The organism is Castellaniella sp. (assembly GCF_049650445.1).
In the GTDB taxonomy this organism is placed as follows: domain Bacteria; phylum Pseudomonadota; class Gammaproteobacteria; order Burkholderiales; family Burkholderiaceae_B; genus Castellaniella.
Window position 1 is genome coordinate 32,529 of sequence record NZ_JBASAD010000003.1, and the last position, 23,192, is coordinate 55,720.

The 23,192-nt window shown below is 65.0% G+C and carries 17 protein-coding genes; 4 read left to right on the top strand and 13 right to left on the bottom strand.

What is annotated here, in order from left to right; all coding sequences use genetic code 11:
• The first annotated feature begins 61 nt into the window (after positions 1-61).
• Together WA983_RS00865 and WA983_RS00870 are read left to right on the top strand one after the other, a co-directional pair.
• Positions 62-1,672 carry a methyl-accepting chemotaxis protein gene (locus WA983_RS00865; RefSeq protein WP_424311481.1) on the top strand — a complete coding sequence of 537 codons (1,611 nt, stop codon included), beginning with the start codon at positions 62-64 and terminating at the stop codon, positions 1,670-1,672.
• A 60-nt stretch (positions 1,673-1,732) separates the two neighbouring features.
• Entirely contained in the window at positions 1,733-2,512 is a 780-nt protein-coding gene (locus tag WA983_RS00870; RefSeq protein ID WP_424311482.1) for an N-acetylmuramoyl-L-alanine amidase family protein, read from the top strand.
• Positions 2,513-2,550: 38 nt separating this feature from the next.
• Here WA983_RS00870 and WA983_RS00875 read toward each other — a convergent pair whose 3' ends face one another.
• Genes WA983_RS00875 through WA983_RS00910 form a run of 8 tightly spaced genes read right to left on the bottom strand, consistent with a single transcriptional unit; the run spans position 2,551 to position 14,659 of the window.
• Complete coding sequence (locus WA983_RS00875) at positions 2,551-3,738, bottom strand: pectate lyase family protein (protein ID WP_424311483.1); 1,188 nt, start codon at positions 3,736-3,738, stop codon at positions 2,551-2,553.
• A 30-nt stretch (positions 3,739-3,768) separates the two neighbouring features.
• Entirely contained in the window at positions 3,769-5,688 is a 1,920-nt protein-coding gene (locus WA983_RS00880; RefSeq protein ID WP_424311484.1) for a tetratricopeptide repeat protein, read from the bottom strand.
• On the bottom strand, positions 5,681-6,874 hold the full coding sequence (locus tag WA983_RS00885) for a sugar ABC transporter (protein ID WP_424311485.1): 1,194 nt from the start codon (positions 6,872-6,874) through the stop codon (positions 5,681-5,683). Before WA983_RS00885 ends, WA983_RS00880 begins: the two co-directional genes overlap by 8 nt.
• Entirely contained in the window at positions 6,831-7,547 is a 717-nt protein-coding gene (locus tag WA983_RS00890; protein WP_424311501.1) for an ATPase, read from the bottom strand. Before WA983_RS00890 ends, WA983_RS00885 begins: the two co-directional genes overlap by 44 nt.
• Before the next feature lie 43 nt (positions 7,548-7,590).
• Positions 7,591-8,931 carry an ABC transporter permease gene (locus WA983_RS00895; RefSeq protein ID WP_424250567.1) on the bottom strand — a complete coding sequence of 447 codons (1,341 nt, stop codon included), beginning with the start codon at positions 8,929-8,931 and terminating at the stop codon, positions 7,591-7,593.
• A gap of 7 nt (positions 8,932-8,938) precedes the next feature.
• On the bottom strand, positions 8,939-10,090 hold the full coding sequence (locus WA983_RS00900) for a polysaccharide biosynthesis/export family protein (RefSeq protein ID WP_424250555.1): 1,152 nt from the start codon (positions 10,088-10,090) through the stop codon (positions 8,939-8,941).
• Between the two features lie 37 nt (positions 10,091-10,127).
• Positions 10,128-12,182, bottom strand: coding sequence for a glycosyltransferase (locus WA983_RS00905; RefSeq protein ID WP_424250565.1), 2,055 nt, complete (start codon positions 12,180-12,182; stop codon positions 10,128-10,130).
• Complete coding sequence (locus WA983_RS00910) at positions 12,179-14,659, bottom strand: hypothetical protein (RefSeq protein WP_424250553.1); 2,481 nt, start codon at positions 14,657-14,659, stop codon at positions 12,179-12,181. Before WA983_RS00910 ends, WA983_RS00905 begins: the two co-directional genes overlap by 4 nt.
• Positions 14,660-15,148: 489 nt before the next feature.
• Here WA983_RS00910 and WA983_RS00915 point away from each other — a divergent pair, with 489 nt between their 5' ends.
• Together WA983_RS00915 and groL are read left to right on the top strand one after the other, a co-directional pair.
• Positions 15,149-15,436 (top strand): co-chaperone GroES, encoded by a 288-nt coding sequence (locus WA983_RS00915; protein WP_376817783.1) that lies wholly within the window; start codon positions 15,149-15,151, stop codon positions 15,434-15,436.
• A 34-nt stretch (positions 15,437-15,470) separates the two neighbouring features.
• Complete coding sequence (gene groL, locus WA983_RS00920; protein WP_424311486.1) at positions 15,471-17,117, top strand: chaperonin GroEL; 1,647 nt, start codon at positions 15,471-15,473, stop codon at positions 17,115-17,117.
• A 90-nt stretch (positions 17,118-17,207) separates the two neighbouring features.
• Here the strand turns inward: groL and WA983_RS00925 are convergent, their stop codons facing one another.
• The 5 genes from WA983_RS00925 to WA983_RS00945 all read right to left on the bottom strand — a co-directional run bounded on the left by WA983_RS00925 (position 17,208) and on the right by WA983_RS00945 (position 22,983).
• On the bottom strand, positions 17,208-18,428 hold the full coding sequence (locus WA983_RS00925) for an acetate/propionate family kinase (RefSeq protein ID WP_424248123.1): 1,221 nt from the start codon (positions 18,426-18,428) through the stop codon (positions 17,208-17,210).
• A 34-nt stretch (positions 18,429-18,462) separates the two neighbouring features.
• On the bottom strand, positions 18,463-19,896 hold the full coding sequence (locus WA983_RS00930; protein WP_424248121.1) for a bifunctional enoyl-CoA hydratase/phosphate acetyltransferase: 1,434 nt from the start codon (positions 19,894-19,896) through the stop codon (positions 18,463-18,465).
• 25 nt (positions 19,897-19,921) lie between these two features.
• The gene (gene fabI / locus WA983_RS00935) at positions 19,922-20,695 is read right to left on the bottom strand and encodes an enoyl-ACP reductase FabI (protein WP_424248119.1); all 774 of its coding nucleotides are present in this window, start codon (positions 20,693-20,695) and stop codon (positions 19,922-19,924) included.
• Between the two features lie 121 nt (positions 20,696-20,816).
• Complete coding sequence (locus WA983_RS00940; RefSeq protein WP_424248117.1) at positions 20,817-21,140, bottom strand: hypothetical protein; 324 nt, start codon at positions 21,138-21,140, stop codon at positions 20,817-20,819.
• 43 nt (positions 21,141-21,183) lie between these two features.
• A complete protein-coding gene (locus WA983_RS00945; RefSeq protein WP_424311487.1) occupies positions 21,184-22,983 on the bottom strand; it encodes a PHA/PHB synthase family protein in 1,800 nt (599 codons plus the stop codon).
• Positions 22,984-23,192: the final 209 nt, after the last annotated feature.

Here is a 23,192-nt window from a genome sequence, read left to right on the forward strand (position 1 = left end):
GGACAGCCGTAAGTCATTGATACCAAAGATATTTTAATCCTTAACAATCCTGAGGATATCCATGCGCAAGAACCTGCCCGTCAGCCAACAGGAATACGATTACCCCGGGGATGAAACGCTGCTGTCCGTCACCGACCTCAAGGGCCACATCACCTACGCCAACGCGGCGTTCGTGCGCATCAGCGGCTTCGAGTACGACGAGCTGCTGGGCAAGGCCCACAACATCGTGCGCCACCCCGACATGCCCCCCGAAGCCTACCAGGATCTGTGGGATACCCTGAAGCAGGGCCGCTCATGGACGGCCGTGGTCAAAAACCGGCGCAAGGACGGGGATCACTACTGGGTGCGCGCCAATGTCGCGCCCGTCTACCATCAGGATACGCTCAGCGGCTACCTGTCGGTCCGCACCAAGCCCAGCCGAGAGGAAATCGCCGCAGCCGAGCGCGTCTGCGCGACCTTCCAGGCCGGCCGGCCCGCCGGGCGTTTTCACCACGGCCTGCTGATGGACACCGGATGGCGGCGCTGGCGCAACGGCGCACGCACCCAGTCGCTGCGCCAGCGGCTGGCCCTGACCCTGGGCAGCCTGATTCCCCTCTGGGCCGGCCTCGCCTGGCTGGCCGGACTGCGAGACGCGGCCTGGCTGGGCGCCAGCAGCGGCGGCGCCGTGCTGGTCCTGCTGGCCGGCCTGCTCCTGGATCACCGGCTGGTGCGGCCGCTGCGCGCCATCCAGCGCCAAGCGGTCCAGGCCGCTACAGGCCAGCCCGTGGACGACTGGCGGCTGCCCCGCCTGGACGAGATCGCCTCGATCCAGAAGGCCATCACGCAATCCAGCCTGAATCTGCGCTCTTTCATCGATGACGTGCACGGCCAGCTCGGCGGTCTGCGCGGCGCCTCGGCCGAAATCGCCCAAGGCAGCCAGCATCTCAGCAACGAGACCGAACAAGCAGCCAACCGTCTGGCCGAGACCAGCAGCTCGCTGGAGCAACTCGCCGAACTGATCGACGGCAATGCCGAGCGTGCTCGACAGGCCGTCGCCCTGGCCAAAGATTCGGGTGACGCCGCCACCCGCGCGGCCGGTGTCGTGAATCAGGCCGCGCAGCAGATCGAGCGCATGGATGCGGCGAGCCAGAAGATCGGCGAAATCGTGAGCGTGATCGACAGCATCGCCTTCCAGACCAATATTCTGGCCCTGAACGCAGCGGTCGAAGCCGCCCGCGCGGGCGAACAGGGACGCGGCTTTGCCGTAGTCGCCGGCGAAGTGCGTGCACTGGCCCAGCGTTCGGCCGGCGCCGCCAAGGAAATCGGCGGCCTGATCCGCGAAACCGTACAGATCGCCCAGGGCGGCGTGGCCCGCACGCGCGAGGCCACCGAAGCCATGGGCCACATTCTGGAACAGAACCGCCAAGTCGGCGCACTGATCGATCAGATCCACGACGCGGGCCAGGAACAGACCGGAGACCTGGCGCGCATCCAGCAGACCTTCATTCAGTTGGGCGACCTGACCCGGGGCAACGCCGCCATGGCCGAGGAATCCTTTACCGCCGTGCAGACCCTGGACGGCCAGACCCTGAACCTGGCCAGCGCGGCCGGTGTGTTCCGGCGGGGCACGGCCGTCGGCGCGCCCGTGCTGCCCCGGCACGTGGCCTCGCCGCGTCTGGCAGTCGCGTCGTAGGACGGGCGCGCGTCAGACGGCCGGCGTGCACGGCCACACACCGAGCCCTACACTGCACGCATGGTCACGCCGCTTCGCAACATCGTCCTTCCGGCACCGCCCCGGGTGCCGGCATGCCCCCTCCGCGAGCGTCCGGCGCGCGCCCTGTCCGCGCTCCTGCTGGCCCTGTGCTGCGCCTGGCCGGCGCAGGCCGCGCACATCCTGGTGGACGCGGGTCACGGACCGGAGCGGCCGGGCGCGGCAGGCGCCAGCGGCCGCGCCGAGTCTCTGTACAACCGGGACCTGGCCGCCGCCCTCGCCCGCGCGCTTGCGGCGCTAGGCGACCGGACGACCCGGGCCGAGGGCATCGGCGCGGACATCCCACCGTCCCGGCGCGCGGCAATCGCGCCGGACGCCGATCTCCTCGTGTCGATCCACCACGACTCGGCACAGGGGCGTTATCTCGCGGCGGGCCGCCAGGCCGAATTCGCCGGCTATTCGATCTTCGTCTCGGCGCTGAACCCGCATCCCGCGCGCAGCCTGGCGTGCGCGCGGAACATCGGGTCATACCTGCACGCGGCGGGCGAGCGCCCTTCCGGATACCACGCCGCGCAGGTCGAGGGGGAAAACCACCCATTCCTCGACCGCCGCCTGGGCGTCCACCGCTACGACGGGCTGGCGGTGCTGCGGACCGCGCCCATGCCTGCCGTGCTGGTAGAGGCGGGGGTGATCGTCAATCCTGAAGAAGAAGCGCGGCTTGGACAGTCGGCAACGATCAGGCGGCTGGCCTGGGCGATTGCCCAGGGGGTGCATGCCTGCCTGATGGGTCGGCTCGCAGAGGATCGAGCCATAGCGCATTGAGCGCACGTCGCCTGAGCATCGCTTGAGGCACTTCCGTTTCAGCCCGGACAACTCATGACGGTGCGCAAGTCGGGCAGCGGGCTATCCCCGGACGTGTTGCCCGCAGACTTCCGTATCTTTTCGGCCAGGGCCTGCGTCGGCTTTTCATAGCCGTAGCAGTACGGAGGCGTCGGCACCGATTCGGGTCGGTAGTCCCGCAGCACCGGCTTCGCATCGCCCAGGTACAGATTGTCTTTCACGCGCAGAAAGGCCTTGTAGTCGCGGGTATAGCCGTACCGGAACTTCAGTTTCTCGTAAGCCCGGCGATCGGATTCGCCGTTACCCAGCGCACTGCGTTGGGGCGCACCGGGGATATAGCGGCAGTAATTCACATTGATGCCTTCCACCGTGGCAAAGAATTCAGGCTCCACGCACGTGCGCCGGGCGTCGTTGACGAAGATGTTGCCTTCGACCAGGGCTTTGGCCTCCAGGCTGAAGCTCATGCCATAGAAATCCCAGTTCTCCACCAGGTTGTTGAACAGGTGGAAAGTGCCGAACTGCGCCCTGGGGTTGCGCTGCACGGTGTCGAAGAAATAGTTGTGATGCAGCGTCACGCGCGCGATCGAATCGCGCGCATAGTGCTGGAAGAGGTTTTTCGAAGTGATGTTGTTGAGCAGCATGACCTTGTTTGAATGGTGGAACCTGGTCCACGAGATCGTCACGTCGGTTGAACCGTTCTTCACATTGAGCAGGCGATCAGCCATCCGCGACAGGTCCATGTGATCGACCCACACGTCGCGGCTGCCGTTGGCCACGTTCACGGCTTGCGTGAATCGATTCAGGCGCCCGTCTATCGTCAGATGCGTCAGGATGACGTTCCGGCTGCCATATACGCCCAGGCCGTCGTCGATCAAGACCACCCGCTTGCCGCGCCCGTCTATGGTCGTGTCGGACGGCACACGCAACTGCGACTTCAGGACGATGGTCATGTCGGATGCGAAGCGTATCCACGACCGCTCTTTGCGGGCCTGCTCGAGCGCAGCGCGCAGCGTGCCGGGCCCCGCATCCTGATCGGAGGTCACCTCGACGAAATCGCCACCCAGCCCGCCCGTGGCCTGTGCCCCATAGCCTTCGCGCTGCTGCAACAACCCGGACACAAATGGACAGTGCTCATCCGGCGCCGCACACCGTTCGCCGGCCACTGCCGGACCGCTGCACAGCGAGGCCAGAGCCAGCAGCCAGATCATCGCGTTCTTTCGCACGAACATCGAAGCCGCCTATGCTTGCGCGGACCGGTCCGCAGACGTCACATGGCGCCAGATGCCGCCGCTCAGGCGCAGATTCTCCGGCTCGCCGGCCAAGTGTTCCCGAAGCCGGTCGAAATACGCCTTCCGCCAGCGCTGCGCATAGGCTTGCTCATCCTCGCCCGGATTAGCCGCCGGCAGCATCTCCAGCGTGTAGGTCACACGGCCGTTCTCCCAGCGAGGCGCGTAGAACACCGATGGCACGCCCAGGCGGTACGCCAGATGGGACGCGAAGCCGGAGTAGGTCACCTCCTGTCCTTCGAAGGTCGTGCGCGGCGCGGCGGGATTGGCTGCGCCATCGATGGCCAGACACAGCACGTAGCCCGCGTTGATCGCGCGCATGCAGGCCTTGGCGACCTGGGCCTCGGTCTGGTCGGCGGTGGAAATCAGCGCCGCAGAATAGCTGCTCTGGGCGATGCTGGGTGCCGTCGCCAGCCAGCGGGACGGGATGCCCACCAACTCCAGGGCCATCAAGCCGGCGTACATGGGGCCCACGTGCGCCGTGGCGACCACGACACCGCGCCCGACCGCCAGCAACGGCGCGAAAAAGCGCTCGCCGTTATCGAGCTCGCCCAGCAGGTGCATGGCCTCTTCGACGCGCTCCTCGCGGCATTCGAGCCAGTCGAGCAGCAGATGATCGACCCGATGGCCCCAGCGCGCCCGGCGCTCCCAGGCCGCACGATCGATGGACGTATCGCCGCGCAACGACCAGGCCCAATCCAGGCGTGCCTGCGGGATGGGCGCGGTGTCCAGCGTTCCCTCCATGCGGGCCATGGCTGCCTGGAACGTGTCCGGAAGCTGGGCGCTGCGCGTGGCGATGTATCGCGAGAACAGCGCCTCGGCCTCTTTCCTGCGGCCCGCCTGCGATAGCGCTCCGATGGCGGCCCGCTGCCACAGCAGCTTGTCCGGGGACTTTTCGACCAGTCTCATCAACTGATCGGCTGCATCGCCATACTGCAGGGTGTAGCGCAGCGCGCGGGCATACAGGGCGCGCGTATGCTCCAGTTCCGGCGCCAGTTCAAGGGCCCGCGCCAGCGGCACCACCGCTTCCTGGTAGCGGCCAGCGCGCAGCAGGGTTTCCCCATGCAGCGTCAAGAGCCGCACATCCGTCGGCGCCATCTGCAAACCTGCTTCGAAATGCGCCACCGCATGCACCTTGCGATCTGCTTCCGAGCCACGCCGCAGATGCGAGAGCCCAAGCGACGAACGCAGCCCCGCGCAGTCGTGCCCCGCGCGCAGCGCGGCGTCGCCAAGCCGGATTGCCGCCACCGTGCGGCCATCCTCCATCAGGGCGCGCACGGCCATCGTCGCCACGCGTTCGTTCGGCAGCTCGTCCGGCTCCAGTGCCGCCGCGATGTCTGCCGCCTCGGCCACATCGCCGTTGCGCACGAAAGCCATCATCCAGGAATACGCTTCGCCTGGTTCGCTGTGGGCCAGGGCCAGGGTCGCGCGAGCCGCTTTGGCCGCCTCGGCCACCCGGCCCGCACGCACGCGCAATTGAATCCGCACGGCATGCAGCGCCGCGTTGTCCGGCTCGATGCCGGCGGCGGCATCCGCCTCGGCAATCGCCTGATCCCACTGCCCCATGCGACCGAACAGGCTGGCGAGCAGACGGCGCTCCTCGACACGCGAGGGGTGAACGGCAATCAGCACGCCCAGCGCGGCGATCGCGGGCCCGAGCCGGCCCTCGCGCACGAAGGGCGAAACCAGCAATCGCCGGACATCGCGCCAGCCGTCCTTGACCTGCCGCAATGCCGGTTCGAGCGCAGTCATGTCGCGCTCGGGGTCGGCCGCGTCGCGGATCCGCCCGATGGTTTCGCGCAAGCGGGCGATGGCGTTCTGCGGATCGACGCCAACCACAGGCCGGCGGCTCTCCATCGTCGTATCAACCATGGCGCAGTCCTCTCAACAAAGCCATCGCCACGCGAGCGATGAACATGAGCACAAAGCCCAGCGCCAGCGCCTGCAACAGCAGGAGACCCGTGCGCGGGCTGCTGGGCCGGTCCGTGGGAACCGGTTGCGCGATGATGGACAGATACCGCTGCAAGCGCAGAGCGTCCGTCATCGCCTGTTGGTACGATTGCTGCGCCAGGGTCAGGTTTGAATCCGCGAACGCCTGGGCGTTGCGCAGCGCCTCGTACGACTTGAGCTGCCTGGCTTCCGCATTGCCGCCCCCGCTCAGGCGATAACGCACGGCCGCGAGCCGTTTTTTCAGGGCGGCGACCTGCATCTCGGCGGGCTTGAGCATGAAGTGATCCTTGTTGTTCAAGGCCCGGATCTTGTCCAGCCTGATCTGCGCGGTGCTGAGCTCCCCTTCCAGTTGCCTGGACAGATCCAGCAGCATCGACACCGTGGCGGCGGGATCGACGTTTCCATGCGCCGTGCGCCACGTCGTCAGCGCGTCCCGGGCCGCGAGCGCATCCTGCTCCGCCATCCTGACCGACTCCTTGCTCACCGTCAGCTTGTCGGAGACGCCCTTCTCGTTCATGGTACTGACGAATTTCTCGGCCAGCTCGATGAGCGCCCTGGACAGCGTGGCCGCGTCTTCCGAGGAAAACGCGCTGACCTGCAGCACATCGATCTGTTCCAACGCATTGAACGAGACGTGCACCGACGCCCGGTAGGCGCGATACAGCTCGTCCTCGCTGGCATCCTCGGCAAGGCGATTGAACGGATCCCAACTGGGATTCGTCAGGTAACGGCGCAGGCCGACCTTCTGGTCGAGCTGCCGCATGCTGTCGCGCGACTCCAGGAAGTCGGCGACCGCCCACCCGTCCACGAATCCGCCCAGCATGCCGCCCGAATTCCCCGTGGTGAGCAAACTGGCCGCCCCCGCGCCGCCTTGCTGACCAGACGCCGATTGCACGAAAAACCGCGACTCCGCCTCGTAGCGCGGTATGGCAAAGAGACACACGTAGGCCAGGGCGAGCGCCACCGGCGCGACGACGATCAGCGCATTGATCCAGCGCTGGCGGCGGCGCTCGCGCAGCGCCGACTGACGCTCGCGGCGACGGCGTTCGATCTCGGACCCGTTTTCAGAACCCGAGCTGGCCATCGTCGAATCCGTCTCCGTGGTCATCCCCGTGGGTTCCGGCGTCGCTTCGCGATCGCCGCGGGGGAAATCTGAGGATGCACTGGTCGAGGTCGTCTTCGATGCGGAGTGCGCTTCGTTCATAGATCAAGCCTTTGAAACAATAGTCCGCCAACTGATTCTGGCGATAACTAGAGAAAATAAGCGTCCGGCCCACCAGCCGTTCTTCGAACAGGGCGAGCCAGAGGCGCGTGAAGCGGCAGGGCTCGAAGGGAATGCTTCCTTCGATCACGTAAGCATCGAACGCCGGCGCCAACGCCAGCGCGAACGAAAATTCCTGTCGTGTATAGGGGGGCCAATGCTCCATGGGTTTGGCCAGGCATTTGGGATCGCTGATCAGGTCCGCCACCAGTTCGTGTGTCATATCCGCGTCGATCTCGTACATCTCGCTGATGAAATCGATCATGCTCAGGCCGGTCGCCTTGCTGCGGATGAAACCCTGCCGGCCGATCGCCCACGACACGTTGCCATCGTGCGTGACGAAGCCCTGGCGTGGCGGACGCAGGCGGCACAGCACGTCCACCAGTTGACGATGCATTTCCGGCACGGGCGACAGCAAGGCGTAGCGCCCGACCGGAATATCGAGACTGGCATTGGCCAACAGCGCCTGCCTGCGGCCGAAGGCATACGGCTCGTCGGTCACGCCATTGATCCGGATGATCATCCCAGGGTCTGTCAACAAGGATCCTCGCATAGGTTCTGCCTCACATGGGCTGGACATCGGGGCGGGCCAGGCGCTCGGCCATCAGGGCGACCACCAGCAGGAAGACCAGCGAGGTCAGGAAATAGCTCAGGCTGGCATCGTGCGACTGGTACGCATGGAAGTAAGCGGAATGCAGCAGTTGCATGCCATGCGCGAACGGCGACCAGAGCACCCACGGACGCAATTGCTCCGGCAACTGTTCCGATACAAAAAAGACGGACGCGAAGATCTGAAAAAACCGTTCGATAATCGGCGCAAGCCGCAAAAAGAAACGCCAGAACGTCGCGATCGTGCCGAACAGCAGCCCCATCGCCGCGCCGCAACACCCCATCAGGACAACGAAAAGAATGAAGCCGGCCCAACTGATCGGCAATGTGATGAGACCCAAGGCATGACCGGCGCTGATCAACACCGCGAACACCACCAGATACACCGACACATAGATCAGCGCCTGCACCAGGGCGCACATCAACGGCGTCACGCCCTGAAAGTTCAGCAGGCCGCGGGCCGACACATAGGCCGTGCTGCTCCGGAAGGCGATCTGCCGGAACATGATCCAGGTCGTCGCGCCCAACAGCGCGAACGTCTGCACATCCATACCCATGATGTAATGCGTGCCCATCAGGATATACAGCGACGAAATCAAGGTCAGCAGCACCACGGGTCCGACCAGGGCCCACACCAGGGCGATACGGCTCTCGCCTTGCATCACACGCAACTGATAGATGAACATCGCCATCAGCGTGCGCCCGACCGGCTGGACCCGGCCGGCCATGTCCGGCGGCCGCCCCTCGTGCAAGACGCGCAGGCGGTCCCGCAGGATCGCCAGGTCGCCCGCTTCGTCTTGCGCCACATCGATCTGCAGCGCTATGTCGTTGCGTGACGCATAGCGCCGCGCTTCACGCGCCTCGTCCTGCTTGCGCCGCTCCACGCGCCGCGCGTACGCCGCAGCCAGGCGTTCGTCCTCGGCCACCAGCCTGTCCGGCATGTAGCCCGGCGTGAAGACCGCCACGCCCGCGCGGATGTCCTGTTCCAGGAGGCGCACGATGATGCGCAAGCGCCGCCGGGAAAAATCGGCCAGGCTTTCGTCGACCGCGCTGCGCGCAATCTCCGCCTCCAGCTCCGCCTGCACCGCTTCGTACACCGCCCGCCGGGCCGCCACAGAATCATGCGGCTCGCCCTCCAGGCGGGCGAGCAAAGGCTTGAACAGCACGGCCGGCGCAGCCTTGGCTTCGAACAGGGCGGCCGGATCCAGCCGCCAGTCGGCGACACCGGCCCCCACCGTGTAGTGACTGTCTTGTCGGCGTGATCGCCAGCCTTTGATCCGGTCCTCGTTACTCATCGATATGCTATTGGGATAGCGACGACGAGCTGGCGCCCGCATCGCTGCCGATGGCTTTCGTGGCGCTGAAGCCCGCGCTCATCGTGAAGCGGAAGGCCGACAGGACCTTCTGCACCTGCGTGAACGGCGCGTCCGAAATATAGATCGCCTGACCTTCACGCACCGTGAACTCGCGCGCCAGCGCCACCTGCTCCGGACGGGTCAGGTCAAACTGGTAGACCACGGGCAGCTTGTCCGGCTTGCCGTCCACCCCGGCCTTCGCGGGCGTGAACAAGAACACGGAACGCGGATCCGCCAGCTTGTCGTCCAGCCCCCTGGAATCGGCCAGCGCATCCAGCACGCTGTAATTGCGCTTGCTGATGGCTACGCGCCCTTGAGTACCGGCCGCCCCCAGCACGGTCAGAAACGCCTTGGCGTCATAGGCGGTAATGACATCGCCCGCCCGCAGCAGAATGTCATTGGCCTGATTCCGGTAGATATCCGACAGCCGCACCGACGCCACCTGCTTGTTGCGACGCAGGCTGATGATCATCTGCTCGGGGTTCTCCTGCACCGGTGCCGCCTGCGCCAGCGCGCTGCTCAGGCGCTGGGACGTCTGCGTGATGGGATACATGCCGGGCCTGGTCAGGTTTCCCTGCACCGTCACCATCTGCCCGCGTTCGTCGGCCACGCGCGTCACGCTGATGTCGGCGCCAACCACAAGCTTGCTCAGGCGCGCCATCACGGCGTCACGCAACTGTTCCAGGGTCTGGCCCTCGGCCCGAAACTTGCCGATGATGGGGAATGTGACATGACCCGAACGGTCGACTTCCTGGTTGCCCAGGTCGCTCACACCAGACGGGTCCGTCGCGAATACGCCCAGGCCGCCGCGTTCCCACACCTTGATGTTGATGCCGTCGCCGGGTGCCAGGCGGTCGAATCCCGCTTGCGTCAGGTCGCGGTAGCGCGCGGGGAAATCGGCCACCTCGGGCACCCGGCTCTGCTGCGCGAGTTCGCGCGACACGGGCATCACGATGACGTCCTTGTCATTGTGGGCCCCCGTCATTTCACTCAGCATGGGGCCGGACCGCGGAAGTTGGCAGCCCGAGAGCGTCAGCGCGGCCAGCAGCAACAGAGGCAGGATCGTGTGGCGCCGCACGTTCGGGGCCAGGACTTTCATGTACATAAGTTCCCTCGGCTTGAGCCGCTTAAGCCCATCACGCCCGCATCAGGCCCATGGCCGGCGCGAGATCGATGTGATCGTCGTTCCCGGAACTGACGGGCATGCACAGGCTCAGAAATTTAGTCAGCATCGCCTCGAGCGAAAACAGCTTCTGCGCCCGGCGGCGGCTGCGCACCCCCACGTCCTCGCTGCTGTGCGCCTTGCTCACCATCGACGTGACCTTCTCGCACGCCTCGTGCAGATCCGGATGCACGACGTCACTGAGCAGATGACCCGTCTCGTTTTCCACGAAACACTCGCCCGCGCCGCCGGCTGGCGTCGAGACCACCGGAACCCCCAGCAATTGCGCCTCGATCAGCACGTTCGGCAAGCCTTCGTAACGCGACAGCAGCACGCTGGCATCCATCTGCGAATACCAATAGCCGACATGGTTCGACAGGCCCACCAGCAAGAGCCGGTCGGTCACGTCCAGCTCTTGCGCCAGCGCCTCGATGTTCTCTCGCAGACGCCCGTCACCCACGATGACAAAGCGCGCATGCGGTCGCTCCTTCAGGTACAGCGCGGCCAGCTTGATCCACAGCTGCGGCCGCTTGTCCGGTTCCAGCCGGAACACGCCACCGATCGTTTCCGTGGCGTCATCCGTGCTCGCCTGGAAGGCCTTCCACAGTTTCTTGTCGGCGGCCGACGCGCCGGTCGGCAGTTCGGGCACACCGTTGTACAAGATGTGAAAGCGCTCGATCGGAATGTCCAGCCATTCCGAGTACGCCTGCGCAGCCTTGCGGCTGTTGCTGACAAAGATCACTCCCGGCACCTGAGCCAGGGCCTGATACAGCTCCGGATACTCCGCGCGGAAGCGATCCTTGCGGATGTTCGGCGGCAAGCCTCGGAACACCAGATGGATGGTCGGAGTGCCCGCCAGCAAGGCCGCCAGCGCGCCGAACAGGCAGGTGCCGTCCTGCCACAGGCTCACCACGTCGAACGGCTTGGTCCGCAACACCGGCGCAAGCCGCGTCACGCCATAGTGGACAGGCGGAGGCAACTGTTCCAGCAAGCGGGTCAGACTTCCTTCGGGAACGGTCTGGTGAGACACCGAGACGGCCGGCAAGCGGTTGATCTCCGTGACGGGAATGTGCGCCTTGATCAGGACGGGCAGGAAAAAATCGTCCTGCCGCTTGGGCGAACCCGTCGGCTCGGTGTGCTGCTTGACCAGCACTTCGACCTTCTTGGGCCGAATGGGAAGATCGGCGGATCGCCGCTTGGGCGCTTTGGCCATGCGGGTCAGTTCGCCGGCCAGGCGCGTCAACTGCCGCTCGGCGCCGCCGGGGCCCAGGCTGCCGGTGACCAGCGCCACGGAGACGGATTTTCCCGGTGCATGTTCGGCAATCTTCCGGTTGCGAAAGTGCAGAATCGCATGTTTCATCGACACGATCCGGACGTCTTTTCCCGCCAGCGCCTCTTCGGGTTCGAAGCGCTGGTAGAACGCATAGTCACTGGCCAGCCCCTCGGCAAGTTCAGCCGCCTTGCTGCCGGGCGCCAGGTGCTTGACCACCGGGGCGATCACCTCGAACGCATCAGCCAGCAAACCGCGTTTGCGCAGGCGCTTGGCAAACTCGGCACGCATGTTGCGGTCCGTATGTTGCGAGATCAAGCGGCGGAACAAGGCATCGGACTGTTCATGCGCCCGGATGTCGCCCAGCAGCTTCGCCCGCGCGAACAGGCGGTCGGCGTTGCTCTTCGACTCGGGCAGATGGCGATCGACCAGCGCCAAGGCCTCTTCGATACGCCGTTCCTTCACGAGGCGCGTGGCGCAATGGCGGACGATCTGCAGATCGTCCGGGCATTCCTGCAGCAGGGTCTCCCATTGCTCGGCCATGCCCTCGTTCAGGCCCGCCGACTCCTGCAAGCGAAGCAGCAGGAAGCGGACCTTCGAGTCCTCCATGCACCCCTCGGCCAGCGCCCTCGCCCGTGTCAGATTTTCCTGTGCGATTTGAACCCGCCCCGACTCCGCAACGATCTCCGCCAACTGCGCCTGGACCTGTTGAAGATTGAACGTGACGCTCTCTTGCTCGACAATCCGTGGCGAGCTCATGCCACCTTTCTCCGATTCAGCTTCTCGATCCACACCGTGCAACGCTCGATGTAGCGGTCGAACTGAGTCGGACTCTCGGAACGTTCCCGCAGCTTTTTCCAATATGGCAAGGCCTGCTCGAACCGACGCAGGCGCATGGCGCCCACGGCCGCCAGGCGCAGGCCGATGGGATCATCGGGCACGAGCTTCACGATGCGCTCGCCCAGGGCCAGGCGCTCGGTCGTGCTCGATGGTTCCAGCGCGCGCGCCTCAGCGTACAGATAGGCCAGGATGCGCCGCTTTTCGTGCGCCACTTCCGCCATCTCGGGCCACGACCGGGCAACGCGGTCCAGCAGGCTCCAGGCGGCCTGATGATCCCCCTGGGACAGGATTTGCCGGGCGCCCCGGATCGCGCGCGGACCCAGCCTGCCGAGCTGACGCTGCGCTTCGTCCCGGGCACTCTGGTCGGCGGCCGGGTGGGCGAGCACGTCCTTGTATGCGTCGATGGCTTCGCCGAACCAGCCGCCGCTGAACGCGACCCGCGCGAAGTGCAGCTTGGCGCTGAGCGGCGCGGACTCGACCGCTGCGGCCAGCCCCAGATGCCGCATCGCGGTCTTCTTGTCCCCCAGCGCATCAGCGGCGCGGCCGCGCATGGCGTGCAGTTCGGGAAAGTCCACGTGGGTGTCGATGGCCAGACTGGTCAGATCGATCACTTCCTGGTGATTGCCGGCCACGAGCGCGGCACGAACGCCCAGGCGCATCGCGCGCTCAAATGCCCGCTGCGCCCGCACCCCGGCCAATGCATCGGGATTGAGCAGGCGGTGCGCGCAGATTCGCTCGGCTGCGTCGCGCAGACGTCCTTCCTCCAGCGCGCGATTGCCCTCCTCGGCCCAGGTCGCAGACTGCGCCCGCAGCCATGCGCCGATTTCCTCCCGCTCGGTCTTGAGCAGGCCACAAGACACCGCCAGCGTCGCGCCAGCCATGATGCAGCCTCGCCACGAAGCTTCCTTGACCAGCTCCAGGACGGCGGCATCCTCCAGCGAAGGATGCTCCGAGGCCAGGCCGCGCAGCGCGTCGCGGTCGCCAGCCAGCAACTGATCCCGCCACAGCACCGCGAAGCCGCGACCATAGTCGGGCAGCGCCTCGCGGACCTCATGGACCCACCGGATGACCGCCGCCATGTCGCCCGCAGCCTGCAACAGCGCAAGCACCGTGTCAGCCGCTTCCAGCGCCGTTGCATCCTGAGGCGAGGAGATGCGGAACGACTGCTTCCACATGCTCAGACTTTCGTCCACGTAGCCCAGATGGCCTGCGGACACCGCCGCGATCCGGACGATTTCCGGCGTCTCGATCTCATCGCCCAAGAGGCTGGCCGCCAAGGAATACGCCACGTCATAGCGCCCCAGCTTGAACTCGTTTCGCATCAGGATCTGTTCGGCCTTGCTGCCCGATGCCAGGGCGCCATCCAGGCTGTCCAGCAGCGCCATCGAGCCCTCGTAGTCGCCCAGCTCCCCCTGGATCCGCGCGAACAGCAGCACATGATCGGGCAGCCGGGGGTGGCGGCGAAGCACTTCGCGCACGCTGCACGAGGCGCCCCGCAGATCGCCGGAATCCCAGCGCTTTTCAATGTGCTCGGCGCTCTCGTCGACGGCCAGCCTGGGCGCGGCAGGCAGCGGGATGGACGCGCTCATGTGCGGACGCATGAAGTTCTTGTACCAGTCCGTGTACAGGCGCTCGGCAAAGACCGGGGTGTAGTGCGTCAGGTCGAGCCCGCCGTCCTCCATCGCATCGGCCTGGCCGATCTTGTTCATCAGCGGCGTCGGGTCGTAGCAAGGCACGTCGATACGCTGAGCGGCGGCGGTCACGGCAGCGATCAACTGCGCCCGCTGTTCGATGGTCACGTTGTCCGGCGTAGTGGCGTTGACGTGCGTGACGAACACCACCTTGTCTCTGCCCAGCAGTTCGACGAGCTGGCGCATTTCCTGTTCGACCTCCTCGTCCGTCTCGTCGTGCTTGACGATGCGGGCGAGCAAGTCCCGATCGTCCGCGTTGAGGCTGTTGAAGACCGGATCCTGGTCCAGGATGGCGCAGCGTTCAGCAAGCCGTTGGTCGTTGGCCATGGACCAGAACTGCCGGGTACGCGTCCGATCGGCGAAGAACTCGCTGAAATAGCGGACCAGGTAGTTGGATTGAATGGGAAAGCCGTCAATGGTCAGGAGCTTGCGCGAAGACAGCTCGATCATGTACATGTCGGCCGGCGTGTGCGTACCCCTGCGAGCCTGCTCGCCATTCGAAGGCCGGAAGATCAGGCGCTGGACGTCGGCGGGGATGTCGGTCTGGCTGAACATGAATCGCGCCTGCTGCAGCGCTTCGGCGGCCGTATGCACGAAACCGTAGTTGCGGCCGAGTTGCAGCTTGATCGGGTAGCGTCCCACGGCATCGCGCAGCGGCGTATGGATGCGGCAGGTTCCTATCGGAGCGATGGTAAAAGCAGTCATTCGGGGGCTCTCCTGTAGTGATGGCTACCGAGCCTGAACACAATGCCGGCTCGGTACCCAGCCAAGTCTTTCGGGTAGCGAACCAGTGCATCTTGAGAGGAAATGCACAGCAAAACTATTTCTAAAACTTATCGTTGCTGTTGAAATGAATCAGGAGCGACCCCTGAACCCCCCCGGGAAATCCCTAAAAAAATTACAACCATGACGAACATGTAATGCCCCCAGCGGCTGTCGGCGGCCCGACCACGGCCCCGAATCTCTGCCTGGAATCACACGCGGCGAGCGAACCGGAACTGAGCGGCGGAAGTTCAGAACTCAGTGGCGTTCGACATCTGTCGAACCTTCTGTCGACAGGCGATCCACTTGTAACAAGGTCCTCCCCCCTCTTGAAACCCCAGGAATCGTCCTTATAATTAGCACTCGATGGGGTGGAGTGCTAACAATGCCCTGCCCCCGCACCCTCAATTTCTTATGTACAGGAGTTCCTCCATGGCACTGCGTCCTTTGCACGATCGCGTGATCGTCAAGCGTCTGGACAACGAGCGCACCACCGCCTCGGGTATCGTCATCCCTGACAGCGCGGCTGAAAAGCCCGATCAGGGTGAAGTCCTGGCCGTCGGCCCCGGCAAAAAGACCGAAGACGGCAAAGTCATCGCCGTCGACGTCAAGGTCGGCGACAAGGTCCTGTTTGGCAAGTACGCTGGCCAGTCCGTCAAGGTCGATGGCGAGGAAGTGCTCGTCATCCGCGAGGAAGAAATCCTCGCCGTGATCCAGTAAGCCACCTCACTGCTCAATCCCAAGGAATTTCAACATGGCTGCAAAGCAAGTTTATTTCGGCGACGACGCCCGCTCCCGCATCGTCCGCGGTGTCAACATTCTGGCCAACGCCGTCAAGACCACCATGGGCCCCAAGGGCCGTAACGTGGTGCTGGACCGCTCCTTCGGCGCCCCCACCGTGACCAAGGACGGTGTCTCCGTCGCCAAGGAAATCGAACTGAAGGACAAGTTCGAGAACATCGGCGCCCAACTGGTCAAGGAAGTTGCTTCCAAGACCTCCGACAACGCCGGCGACGGCACCACCACCGCCACCGTGCTGGCCCAGGCCATCGTCGAAGAAGGCCTGAAGTACGTGGCCGCCGGCATCAGCCCCATGGATCTGAAGCGCGGTATCGACAAGGCCGTGATCGCCGCCGTCGACAGCCTGCACGCCCTGTCCAAGCCCTGCACCACCAGCAAGGCCATCGCCCAGGTCGGTTCGATCTCGGCCAACAGCGACACCTCCGTCGGTGAAATCATCGCCAACGCGATGGACAAGGTCGGCAAGGAAGGCGTCATCACCGTCGAAGACGGCAAGTCCCTGGAAAACGAACTCGACGTCGTCGAAGGCATGCAGTTCGACCGTGGCTACCTGTCGCCCTACTTCATCAACAACCCGGACAAGCAAGTCGCCGTCCTGGAAGACCCGTACGTCCTGATCTTCGACAAGAAGATCAGCAACATCCGCGACCTGCTGCCGGTCCTGGAACAAGTCGCCAAGTCCAGCCGTCCGCTGCTGATCGTGGCTGAAGACGTCGAAGGCGAAGCCCTGGCGACCCTGGTCGTCAACAACATCCGTGGCATCCTGAAGACCACCGCCGTCAAGGCCCCGGGCTTTGGCGACCGCCGCAAGGCCATGCTGGAAGACATCGCCATCCTGACGGGCGGCACGGTGATCTCCGAAGAAACGGGCCTGTCGCTGGAAAAGGCGACCCTGGCCGAGCTGGGCCAGGCCAAGCGCATCGAAGTGGCCAAGGAAAACACCACCGTCATCGACGGCGCCGGCGATGCCAAGAACATCGAAGCTCGCGTCAAGCAGATCCGCGCCCAGATCGAAGAAGCCACGTCCGACTACGACCGTGAAAAGCTGCAGGAACGCGTCGCCAAGCTGGCGGGCGGTGTGGCCGTGATCCGCGTCGGCGCTGCGACCGAAGTCGAAATGAAGGAAAAGAAGGCCCGCGTCGAAGACGCCCTGCACGCCACGCGTGCGGCCGTCGAGGAAGGCATCGTCCCGGGCGGCGGCGTCGCGCTGATCCGCGCCAAGGCCGCCGTGGCCAAGGTCAAGGGCGACAACGCTGACCAGGACGCCGGCATCAAGCTGGTCCTGCGCGCCATCGAAGCCCCGCTGCGCACCATCGTCAGCAACGCCGGCGACGAAGCCAGCGTGATCGTCAACGCGGTTGCGCAAGGCGAAGGCAACTACGGCTACAACGCCGCCACCGGCGAGTACGGCGATCTGGTCGAGCAAGGCGTGATCGACCCGACCAAGGTCACTCGCACCGCGCTGCAAAACGCCGCCTCGGTCGCCAGCCTGCTGCTGACCACCGAAGCCGCCGTGGCCGAAATCGTCGAAGACAAGCCCGCTGCTCCGATGCCCGACATGGGCGGCATGGGTGGCATGGGCGGCATGGGCGGCTTCTAAGCCCCTGCCCTTCCCGGTCGGCGTCCTGCGCGCCGGCCGGTACCCGGCCTTGAAAAATGCCCGTCACGGTTCGCCGTGACGGGCATTTTTTTACGACTCTGCCGGCTCGGTCACCGCCAGCAAGGCAGCCGCCTCACGCGCCGCTACCCGGCCTTCGTCGGTGGGGACGACCCAGATCTCCACGGCGCTGTCGGGCGCGTGGACGGCATGCCCCCCCCGGCCATCGACCTCTCGATTGCGCTGCCCGTCCATGCGCACGCCCAGCCAGTCCAGGCACGCACAGACCTGCTCGCGCAACACGGCGTCGTTCTCACCGATGCCCCCGCTGAAGGCCAGCACGTCCAGCCCGCCCAGGCAGGCCACCAGCGACCCGGTTTCGCGCACTACGCGGTGAGTGAACAGGTCGATGGCGCGCTGCGCATCCGCACGGCGCTCACCGTTCCTGGCGACTTCGTCGCGCAATCTGCGCATGTCGGCTGAAATGCCCGACACACCGAGCAAGCCGCTCTGTTTGTACAGAAGCCGTTCGATCCGTGCATGCGTCCAGCCCTGCTCCAGCAGATACAGCAGCACGCCGGCATCCAGCGAGCCGCTGCGCGTGCCCATCATCAAACCGTCGAGTGCCGAGAAGCCCATGGTCGTGGCCATGCTGACGCCATCGCGGCAGGCGCACAGGCTGGCGCCGTTGCCCAGGTGCGCCATGACCACCCGGCCGTCGGCGCGCGGGGTCCGCTGCTGCAGCACGGACATGATGTACTGGTACGACAGGCCGTGAAAACCATAGCGGCGCACGCCCTGATCCTGCAAGCTGCGAGGGAGCGCGAACGCATAGTCCATCTCGGGCATATGGGCATGGAAGGCGGTATCGAAGCAGGCGATCTGCGGCAGATCGGGAAACGCGGCGATGAATTGGCGGATGCCTTCGAGATTGTGCGGCTGATGCAGCGGCGCCAGCGAAGTAAAGCGCGACAGGCGCTCCAGCACCTCGTCGGTCACCTGCACGCTTTCCGTGTATTCGCCGCCACCATGCACCACGCGGTGAGCCACGGCCCGGATGCTGACGCCCCGCAGCGTCTGCACCAGGGCGCGCAGGCGTTCGAGCGCGGTGACAAAAATGGCGCCCTCCTCCGGAAACGCCAGGGCTTCCCGGTATTTTTGCCCCTGGTATTGCCAGTCCATGGACGGGTTGCCGCCGGGTTCCAGCCCCTGAATGCAGCCCGACAGCACATGCGCGCGAACCACGCTGTCCTCAAGGGGATGCAGCGAAAATTTCAGCGACGAGGAACCGGCATTGATGGCGAGTATGGCCATGAAACTATCCTTTCGATGTCAGTGATCGTACGCTTCAGCCACGTTTCCAGGCGTTTTCAGCCTCTTGTTTGCGCTGATCATGGGCAACCAGCACCGCCAGCACGGTGGATGCCACACGGGCTCTGGGGCCGTCGGCCCGGCTGGTCAGGGCGATGGGCACGCGCGCGCCCAGCACCAGGCCCGAGCCGCTGGCGCCAGCCAGGTATTCGAGCTGCTTGGCGACCATATTGCCGCTCTCCAGATCGGGCACCGCCAGGATGTCGGCCTGGCCCGCAACCTCGGAAACAATGCCCTTGATGGCCACGGCCTCCTGCGAGATGGCGTTGTCGAAGGCCAGCGGCCCGTCGAGCAAACCGCCGGTGATCTGGCCACGATCGGCCATCTTGCACAAGGCAGCCGCGTCGATGGTGGAAGGAATGCCGGGCGTCACCGTCTCCACGGCCGACAGAATCGCCACCTTGGGCGCGTCCGTGCCCATGACCCGCGCAAAGTCGATGGCGTTCTGGATGATGTCGACCTTTTCCTGCAGCGTCGGCTCGATGTTGATGGCCGCGTCGGTGATCAGCAGGGGCTTGGGGTACAGCGGCACGTCGAAGCGGAAGATATGCGACAGGCGCCGGCCCGTGCGCAACGCGCTCTGGGACAGCACGGCCTTCAGCAATTCGTCCGTGTGCAAGCTGCCCTTCATCAGGATCTCGACCTCGCGGCGCACCGCCATGCCGGCGGCCAGTTCGGCGGCGGCATGGCTATGTTCCACCGACACGATCTCGACGCCTTCCAGGCTGAGGCCGGCCTCCTCGGCCACGCGGCGGATGCGGCCCTCGGGACCGATCAGCACGGGTTCGATGAGCCCGTGGCTTGCCGCGTCCAGGGCGCCGGCCAGAGACCCCGCATCGCACGGATGAACCACGGCGCAGCGCACCGCTTCCAGACCTTCCGCACGCGCCAGCAGATCCTTGAGGCGGGCTTCGGGGTCGAACAGCTGGATCTGCGGTGCATGAACCTTGGGGACGCGCACCTTCTGCACGGGCGGCATCAGACGGGCCACGCCCTTGAGCACGACCTCGCCGTTCTGGTTGGTCACCAGACAATCCATGGCCACCCGCTTTTTCTCGTCGTCCTTTTCGCTGACGGTGGCCAGCACGGTCAAAGTGTCGCCGATGCGCACGGGCTTGGTGAACTTGAGTTCCTGCCCCAGGTAAATGGTGCCGGGGCCGGGGAATTGCGTGCCAAACAGCGCCGAGATCAGCGCTGCGCCCAGCATGCCGTGGGCGATGACGCCGTGAAATATGGTCTCACCCGCGTACTCGGCGTTCAGGTGGGCGGGGTTGATGTCGCCGGAGACGGCGGCAAACGCCTGGATGTCCGCCAGCGTCACGGTGCGCAGCAGCCGGGCGCTCTGGCCCAGACTCAGCTCATCATAGGTGACGTTTTCCATCCAGTCGGGATCGGGTGCTCGGGTATTCATGTCGAAAATTCCTTTGGGTCGTTCATCAATCCACGGCATGCACGCCGCCGTCCACGAAGATGGCCTGCCCCGTCATCCCCGAGGCTGCGTCCGAGCACAGAAAGGCACTGAGCTGGGCGATTTCGTCCAGCGTCACCAGGCGCTGCAGCGGCGCCTTGGCTTTGGCGGTCGCCATCAGCGTGTCGAATTCGGCAATGCCCGAGGCCGCGCGCGTCAGGATGGGGCCGGGCGAGACGGCATGGACACGGATGTTCTTGCCGCCCAGTTCCAGCGCCATGTAATGCACCATGGATTCCAGCGCCGCCTTCACGGGGCCCATCAGGCCGTAACGGGGCACGGCCTCGCCGGAGCCCAGATAGGTCATGGCCAGCATGCTGCCGCCATCCGGCATGTGCGGCGCGCACAGCCGGGCAGCCTCGGCGAACGAGTGGCAGGACACGCTCATGGCGCGCGCAAACCCCTCGCGCGAACTGTCCACTACGTCGCCATGCAGATCCTCCAGCGGCGCCCAGGCGATGGAATGGATGAGGAAGTCGAGCTGGCCGAACTTGACGACCGCATGATCGACGAGGGCGGCGAGCTGGCCGTCCTGTTCCACGTCGCAACTCACCAGATCCACGCCCAAAGGCTGCGTGAGCGGTTCGACGTATTTGCGCGCCTTCTCGTTGAGGCAGGATGCCACGACTTCGGCGCCCATATCGCGCAGCAGCCGGGTGCATCCCCAGGCGATGGAACGGTCGTTGGCCAGGCCCAGGACCAGGCCCTTCTTGCCGGCCAGGTTAAAGACATTGTGTGTCATGGTCGAGTTCTCGAAAATAAAATAAAACCCGGGGAACGCCGCCCCGCAGGGCGGATGGCGTTCCCCAGAGAAACAGCATGAATAGCCGGGACAGGCCGGCGGTTCGCTCACCGGCCGAACGTCAGCAGCGCGCGAAAAGACGGCTCACGTCGGCACCCGAGGCGCCGGGCTTGAAGCCCGAGCGGACAAAGCGCGCCTGGGCATCCAACAGGATCGAACAGGTCGCGTCGGCTCCCATGTCCAGCGCGCAACGGCTGGCCAGGCTGTAGCGCATCAGCATCAGCGCGTGCAGTTCCTGGTGCCTGAGTCGCTGGCGCGCGCCGTCGCCTTCGTCACTCTGCGGGTCGAGGACACGGCGCACGTCGCTCTCCCGACTCAAATCCAGACCCAGCATCCGGGCCAACAGCGCGATGCGCATGCTGATGGTGTGCATCGAATGGGCCATGCGCTCTGTGCGATGCCGCGTCGAGGTCATACTCGAACCCGTCTTAGTCGGCATAACGCACCATCACGTATTCGCCCGGCGCATCACACAGCACCTGCTCACGCTTGAAAGCCGGCGGCTTGCCCGGCCGGCCCGAGCGTTCTGCGAGCCAGGCATGCATGGCCTCCCACCAGGACCCCTGGGTCACAGGCGCCTCGGCTTTCCAGTCATCGGGATCGATCCAGCCCATGTTGTCCTCCACGCTGCCCATCTGGTAGCTGCGGCGCGGACGGCCCGGTTCGGAGACGATACCCGCATTGTGCCCCCCTTCAGCCAGAACGAAGGTGACGTGGGTGTCGGTCTGCAGATGGATCTTGTAGACCGATTTCCAGGGCGAGACATGATCGCGCGTCGTGGCCACGACCATCATGGGCGCCCGGATGTCCATCAGCGCCACGGTCGCCCCGGCGAAGCGGTACTGGCCGGCGGCCAGCGCATTATTGAGGAACAAGGCCGTCAGATATTCAGAATGCATGCGCGCAGGCAAACGCGTGGTGTCGGCATTCCAGCTCATGAGATCGAAGTTCGCGTCTTCTTCTCCCATCAGGTAGCGGCGCGTATTACGCCCCCACAACAGGCCGCGCGACGCCAGATAGACAAAGGACCCGCCCATTTGCTTGCCCGACAGGTAGCCGCGCTCGCCCATGGTCTGGCGCAGGGTGGCGAGCTGTTCTTCATCAATGAAAACGCCCAGCTCGCCGGGCTCGGTGAAATCGGTCTGTGCGGCCAACAGGATGACCGAGGCCAGCTCGGGCAGATCGTCCGGAATCAGCGCCTTTTCCTTGGCCGTGCGCGCTCTGCCCGGCTTGCGCGACAGGCGCCCGAGCGCCGCCGCCACGATCGCCAGAAAGGTGCCGCCCAGACAATAGCCCATCGTGTGCAGGCGCGGTGCGCCCGTGCTCGCCTTGGCGGCAGCGATGGCCGCCAGCACGCCGCACAGGTAATCCTGCATCTTCAGATCGCGATCGGAAGCATCGGGATTGCGCCAGGACACGATGAGCACCGTATGACCCTGGTCCACCAGGTACTTGACCATGGAGTTGTGCGGCGACAGATCCAGGATGTAGTACTTCATGATGCACGAGGGCACGATCAGCACCGGCTCGGGCAGCACTTCCCGGGTCGTGGGGGTGTACTGGATCAGCTCGATCAGATGGTTGCGGAATACGACCTTGCCCGGCGTCACGGCCACGTCCTTGCCTACCGCATAGTCGAGCGGCGGCAGTGCCTCGGAAGGCGTATCGGGGTGAGCGGACAGCGTTTCCTGCAAGTCCTTCATGAAAAAACGCATGCCCTCCTGCAGCGAGCGGCCCTGGGTTTCCTGAGCCGTCCGCTGGACCTCGGGGTTGGTCCAGGGCCAGTTCGACGGCGACATCGCATCCAGCGCCTGTCCGGTGAAAAAATTCACCATGTGCTGATGATGGCGCGAAACCCCTCCGCCCTGCTGCGCCGCATCGCGCCACCAGGCGTCACAGGCCTTGAAGCCTTCTTTCAATGCGACATAGGGCCAGGCATTCCAGTCCTCATCGGCAAACCGGCTGTCCTTCTCGCCCTGTTCGGGCTGAGCCAGAACGTTGCGCCAGGTCTGCAGCGACAGTTCGAGGGCACGCTGGGCCAGCAACGACTGTCGGCCCGGTGAAGCCATCAGGTGCATGGCCCAATCGGCGTGAGCCATGGCCAGGGCGATCGGCGACAGCCCGCTGCAGGCCTGCGCCATCTGAGCCCGCAACGTTTCATCGAGCGCCTTGGCGGCATTGTGCTGCTGCTTCGAAAGATCGAACCCGGCAGGGCTTTCCATCACCATTTTTTGATAAATCCTCGAGTAATACATGAAGTCACAGGCAAGGGCTTGATTTTCAAGCCGGGCCCATTGTGAGGAAATAATTCGATCTTTAATTTGATGTAAATCAACCCTACAGCAAAGATGGTCTTTATCCGACCCGATCGGGTGCGCTATAAAAAACAGGTCGGGCTTGATGTGGGGAGGCAGCAACGTGACGCCATGCTTCACGC

Bases quoted from the DNA above. Each gene is read 5' to 3' on its own strand.
- WA983_RS00865 (WP_424311481.1), top strand. From the start codon at position 62: ATGCGCAAGAACCTGCCCGTCAGCCAACAGGAATACGATTACCCCGGG.
- WA983_RS00870 (WP_424311482.1), top strand. From the start codon at position 1,733: ATGGTCACGCCGCTTCGCAACATCGTCCTTCCGGCACCGCCCCGGGTG.
- WA983_RS00875 (WP_424311483.1), bottom strand. From the start codon at position 3,738: ATGATCTGGCTGCTGGCTCTGGCCTCGCTGTGCAGCGGTCCGGCAGTG.
- WA983_RS00880 (WP_424311484.1), bottom strand. From the start codon at position 5,688: ATGGTTGATACGACGATGGAGAGCCGCCGGCCTGTGGTTGGCGTCGAT.
- WA983_RS00885 (WP_424311485.1), bottom strand. From the start codon at position 6,874: ATGACCACGGAGACGGATTCGACGATGGCCAGCTCGGGTTCTGAAAAC.
- WA983_RS00895 (WP_424250567.1), bottom strand. From the start codon at position 8,931: ATGAGTAACGAGGACCGGATCAAAGGCTGGCGATCACGCCGACAAGAC.
- WA983_RS00900 (WP_424250555.1), bottom strand. From the start codon at position 10,090: ATGAAAGTCCTGGCCCCGAACGTGCGGCGCCACACGATCCTGCCTCTG.
- WA983_RS00905 (WP_424250565.1), bottom strand. From the start codon at position 12,182: ATGAGCTCGCCACGGATTGTCGAGCAAGAGAGCGTCACGTTCAATCTT.
- WA983_RS00910 (WP_424250553.1), bottom strand. From the start codon at position 14,659: ATGACTGCTTTTACCATCGCTCCGATAGGAACCTGCCGCATCCATACG.
- WA983_RS00915 (WP_376817783.1), top strand. From the start codon at position 15,149: ATGGCACTGCGTCCTTTGCACGATCGCGTGATCGTCAAGCGTCTGGAC.
- groL (WP_424311486.1), top strand. From the start codon at position 15,471: ATGGCTGCAAAGCAAGTTTATTTCGGCGACGACGCCCGCTCCCGCATC.
- WA983_RS00925 (WP_424248123.1), bottom strand. From the start codon at position 18,428: ATGGCCATACTCGCCATCAATGCCGGTTCCTCGTCGCTGAAATTTTCG.
- WA983_RS00930 (WP_424248121.1), bottom strand. From the start codon at position 19,896: ATGAATACCCGAGCACCCGATCCCGACTGGATGGAAAACGTCACCTAT.
- fabI (WP_424248119.1), bottom strand. From the start codon at position 20,695: ATGACACACAATGTCTTTAACCTGGCCGGCAAGAAGGGCCTGGTCCTG.
- WA983_RS00940 (WP_424248117.1), bottom strand. From the start codon at position 21,140: ATGGCCCATTCGATGCACACCATCAGCATGCGCATCGCGCTGTTGGCC.
- WA983_RS00945 (WP_424311487.1), bottom strand. From the start codon at position 22,983: ATGGTGATGGAAAGCCCTGCCGGGTTCGATCTTTCGAAGCAGCAGCAC.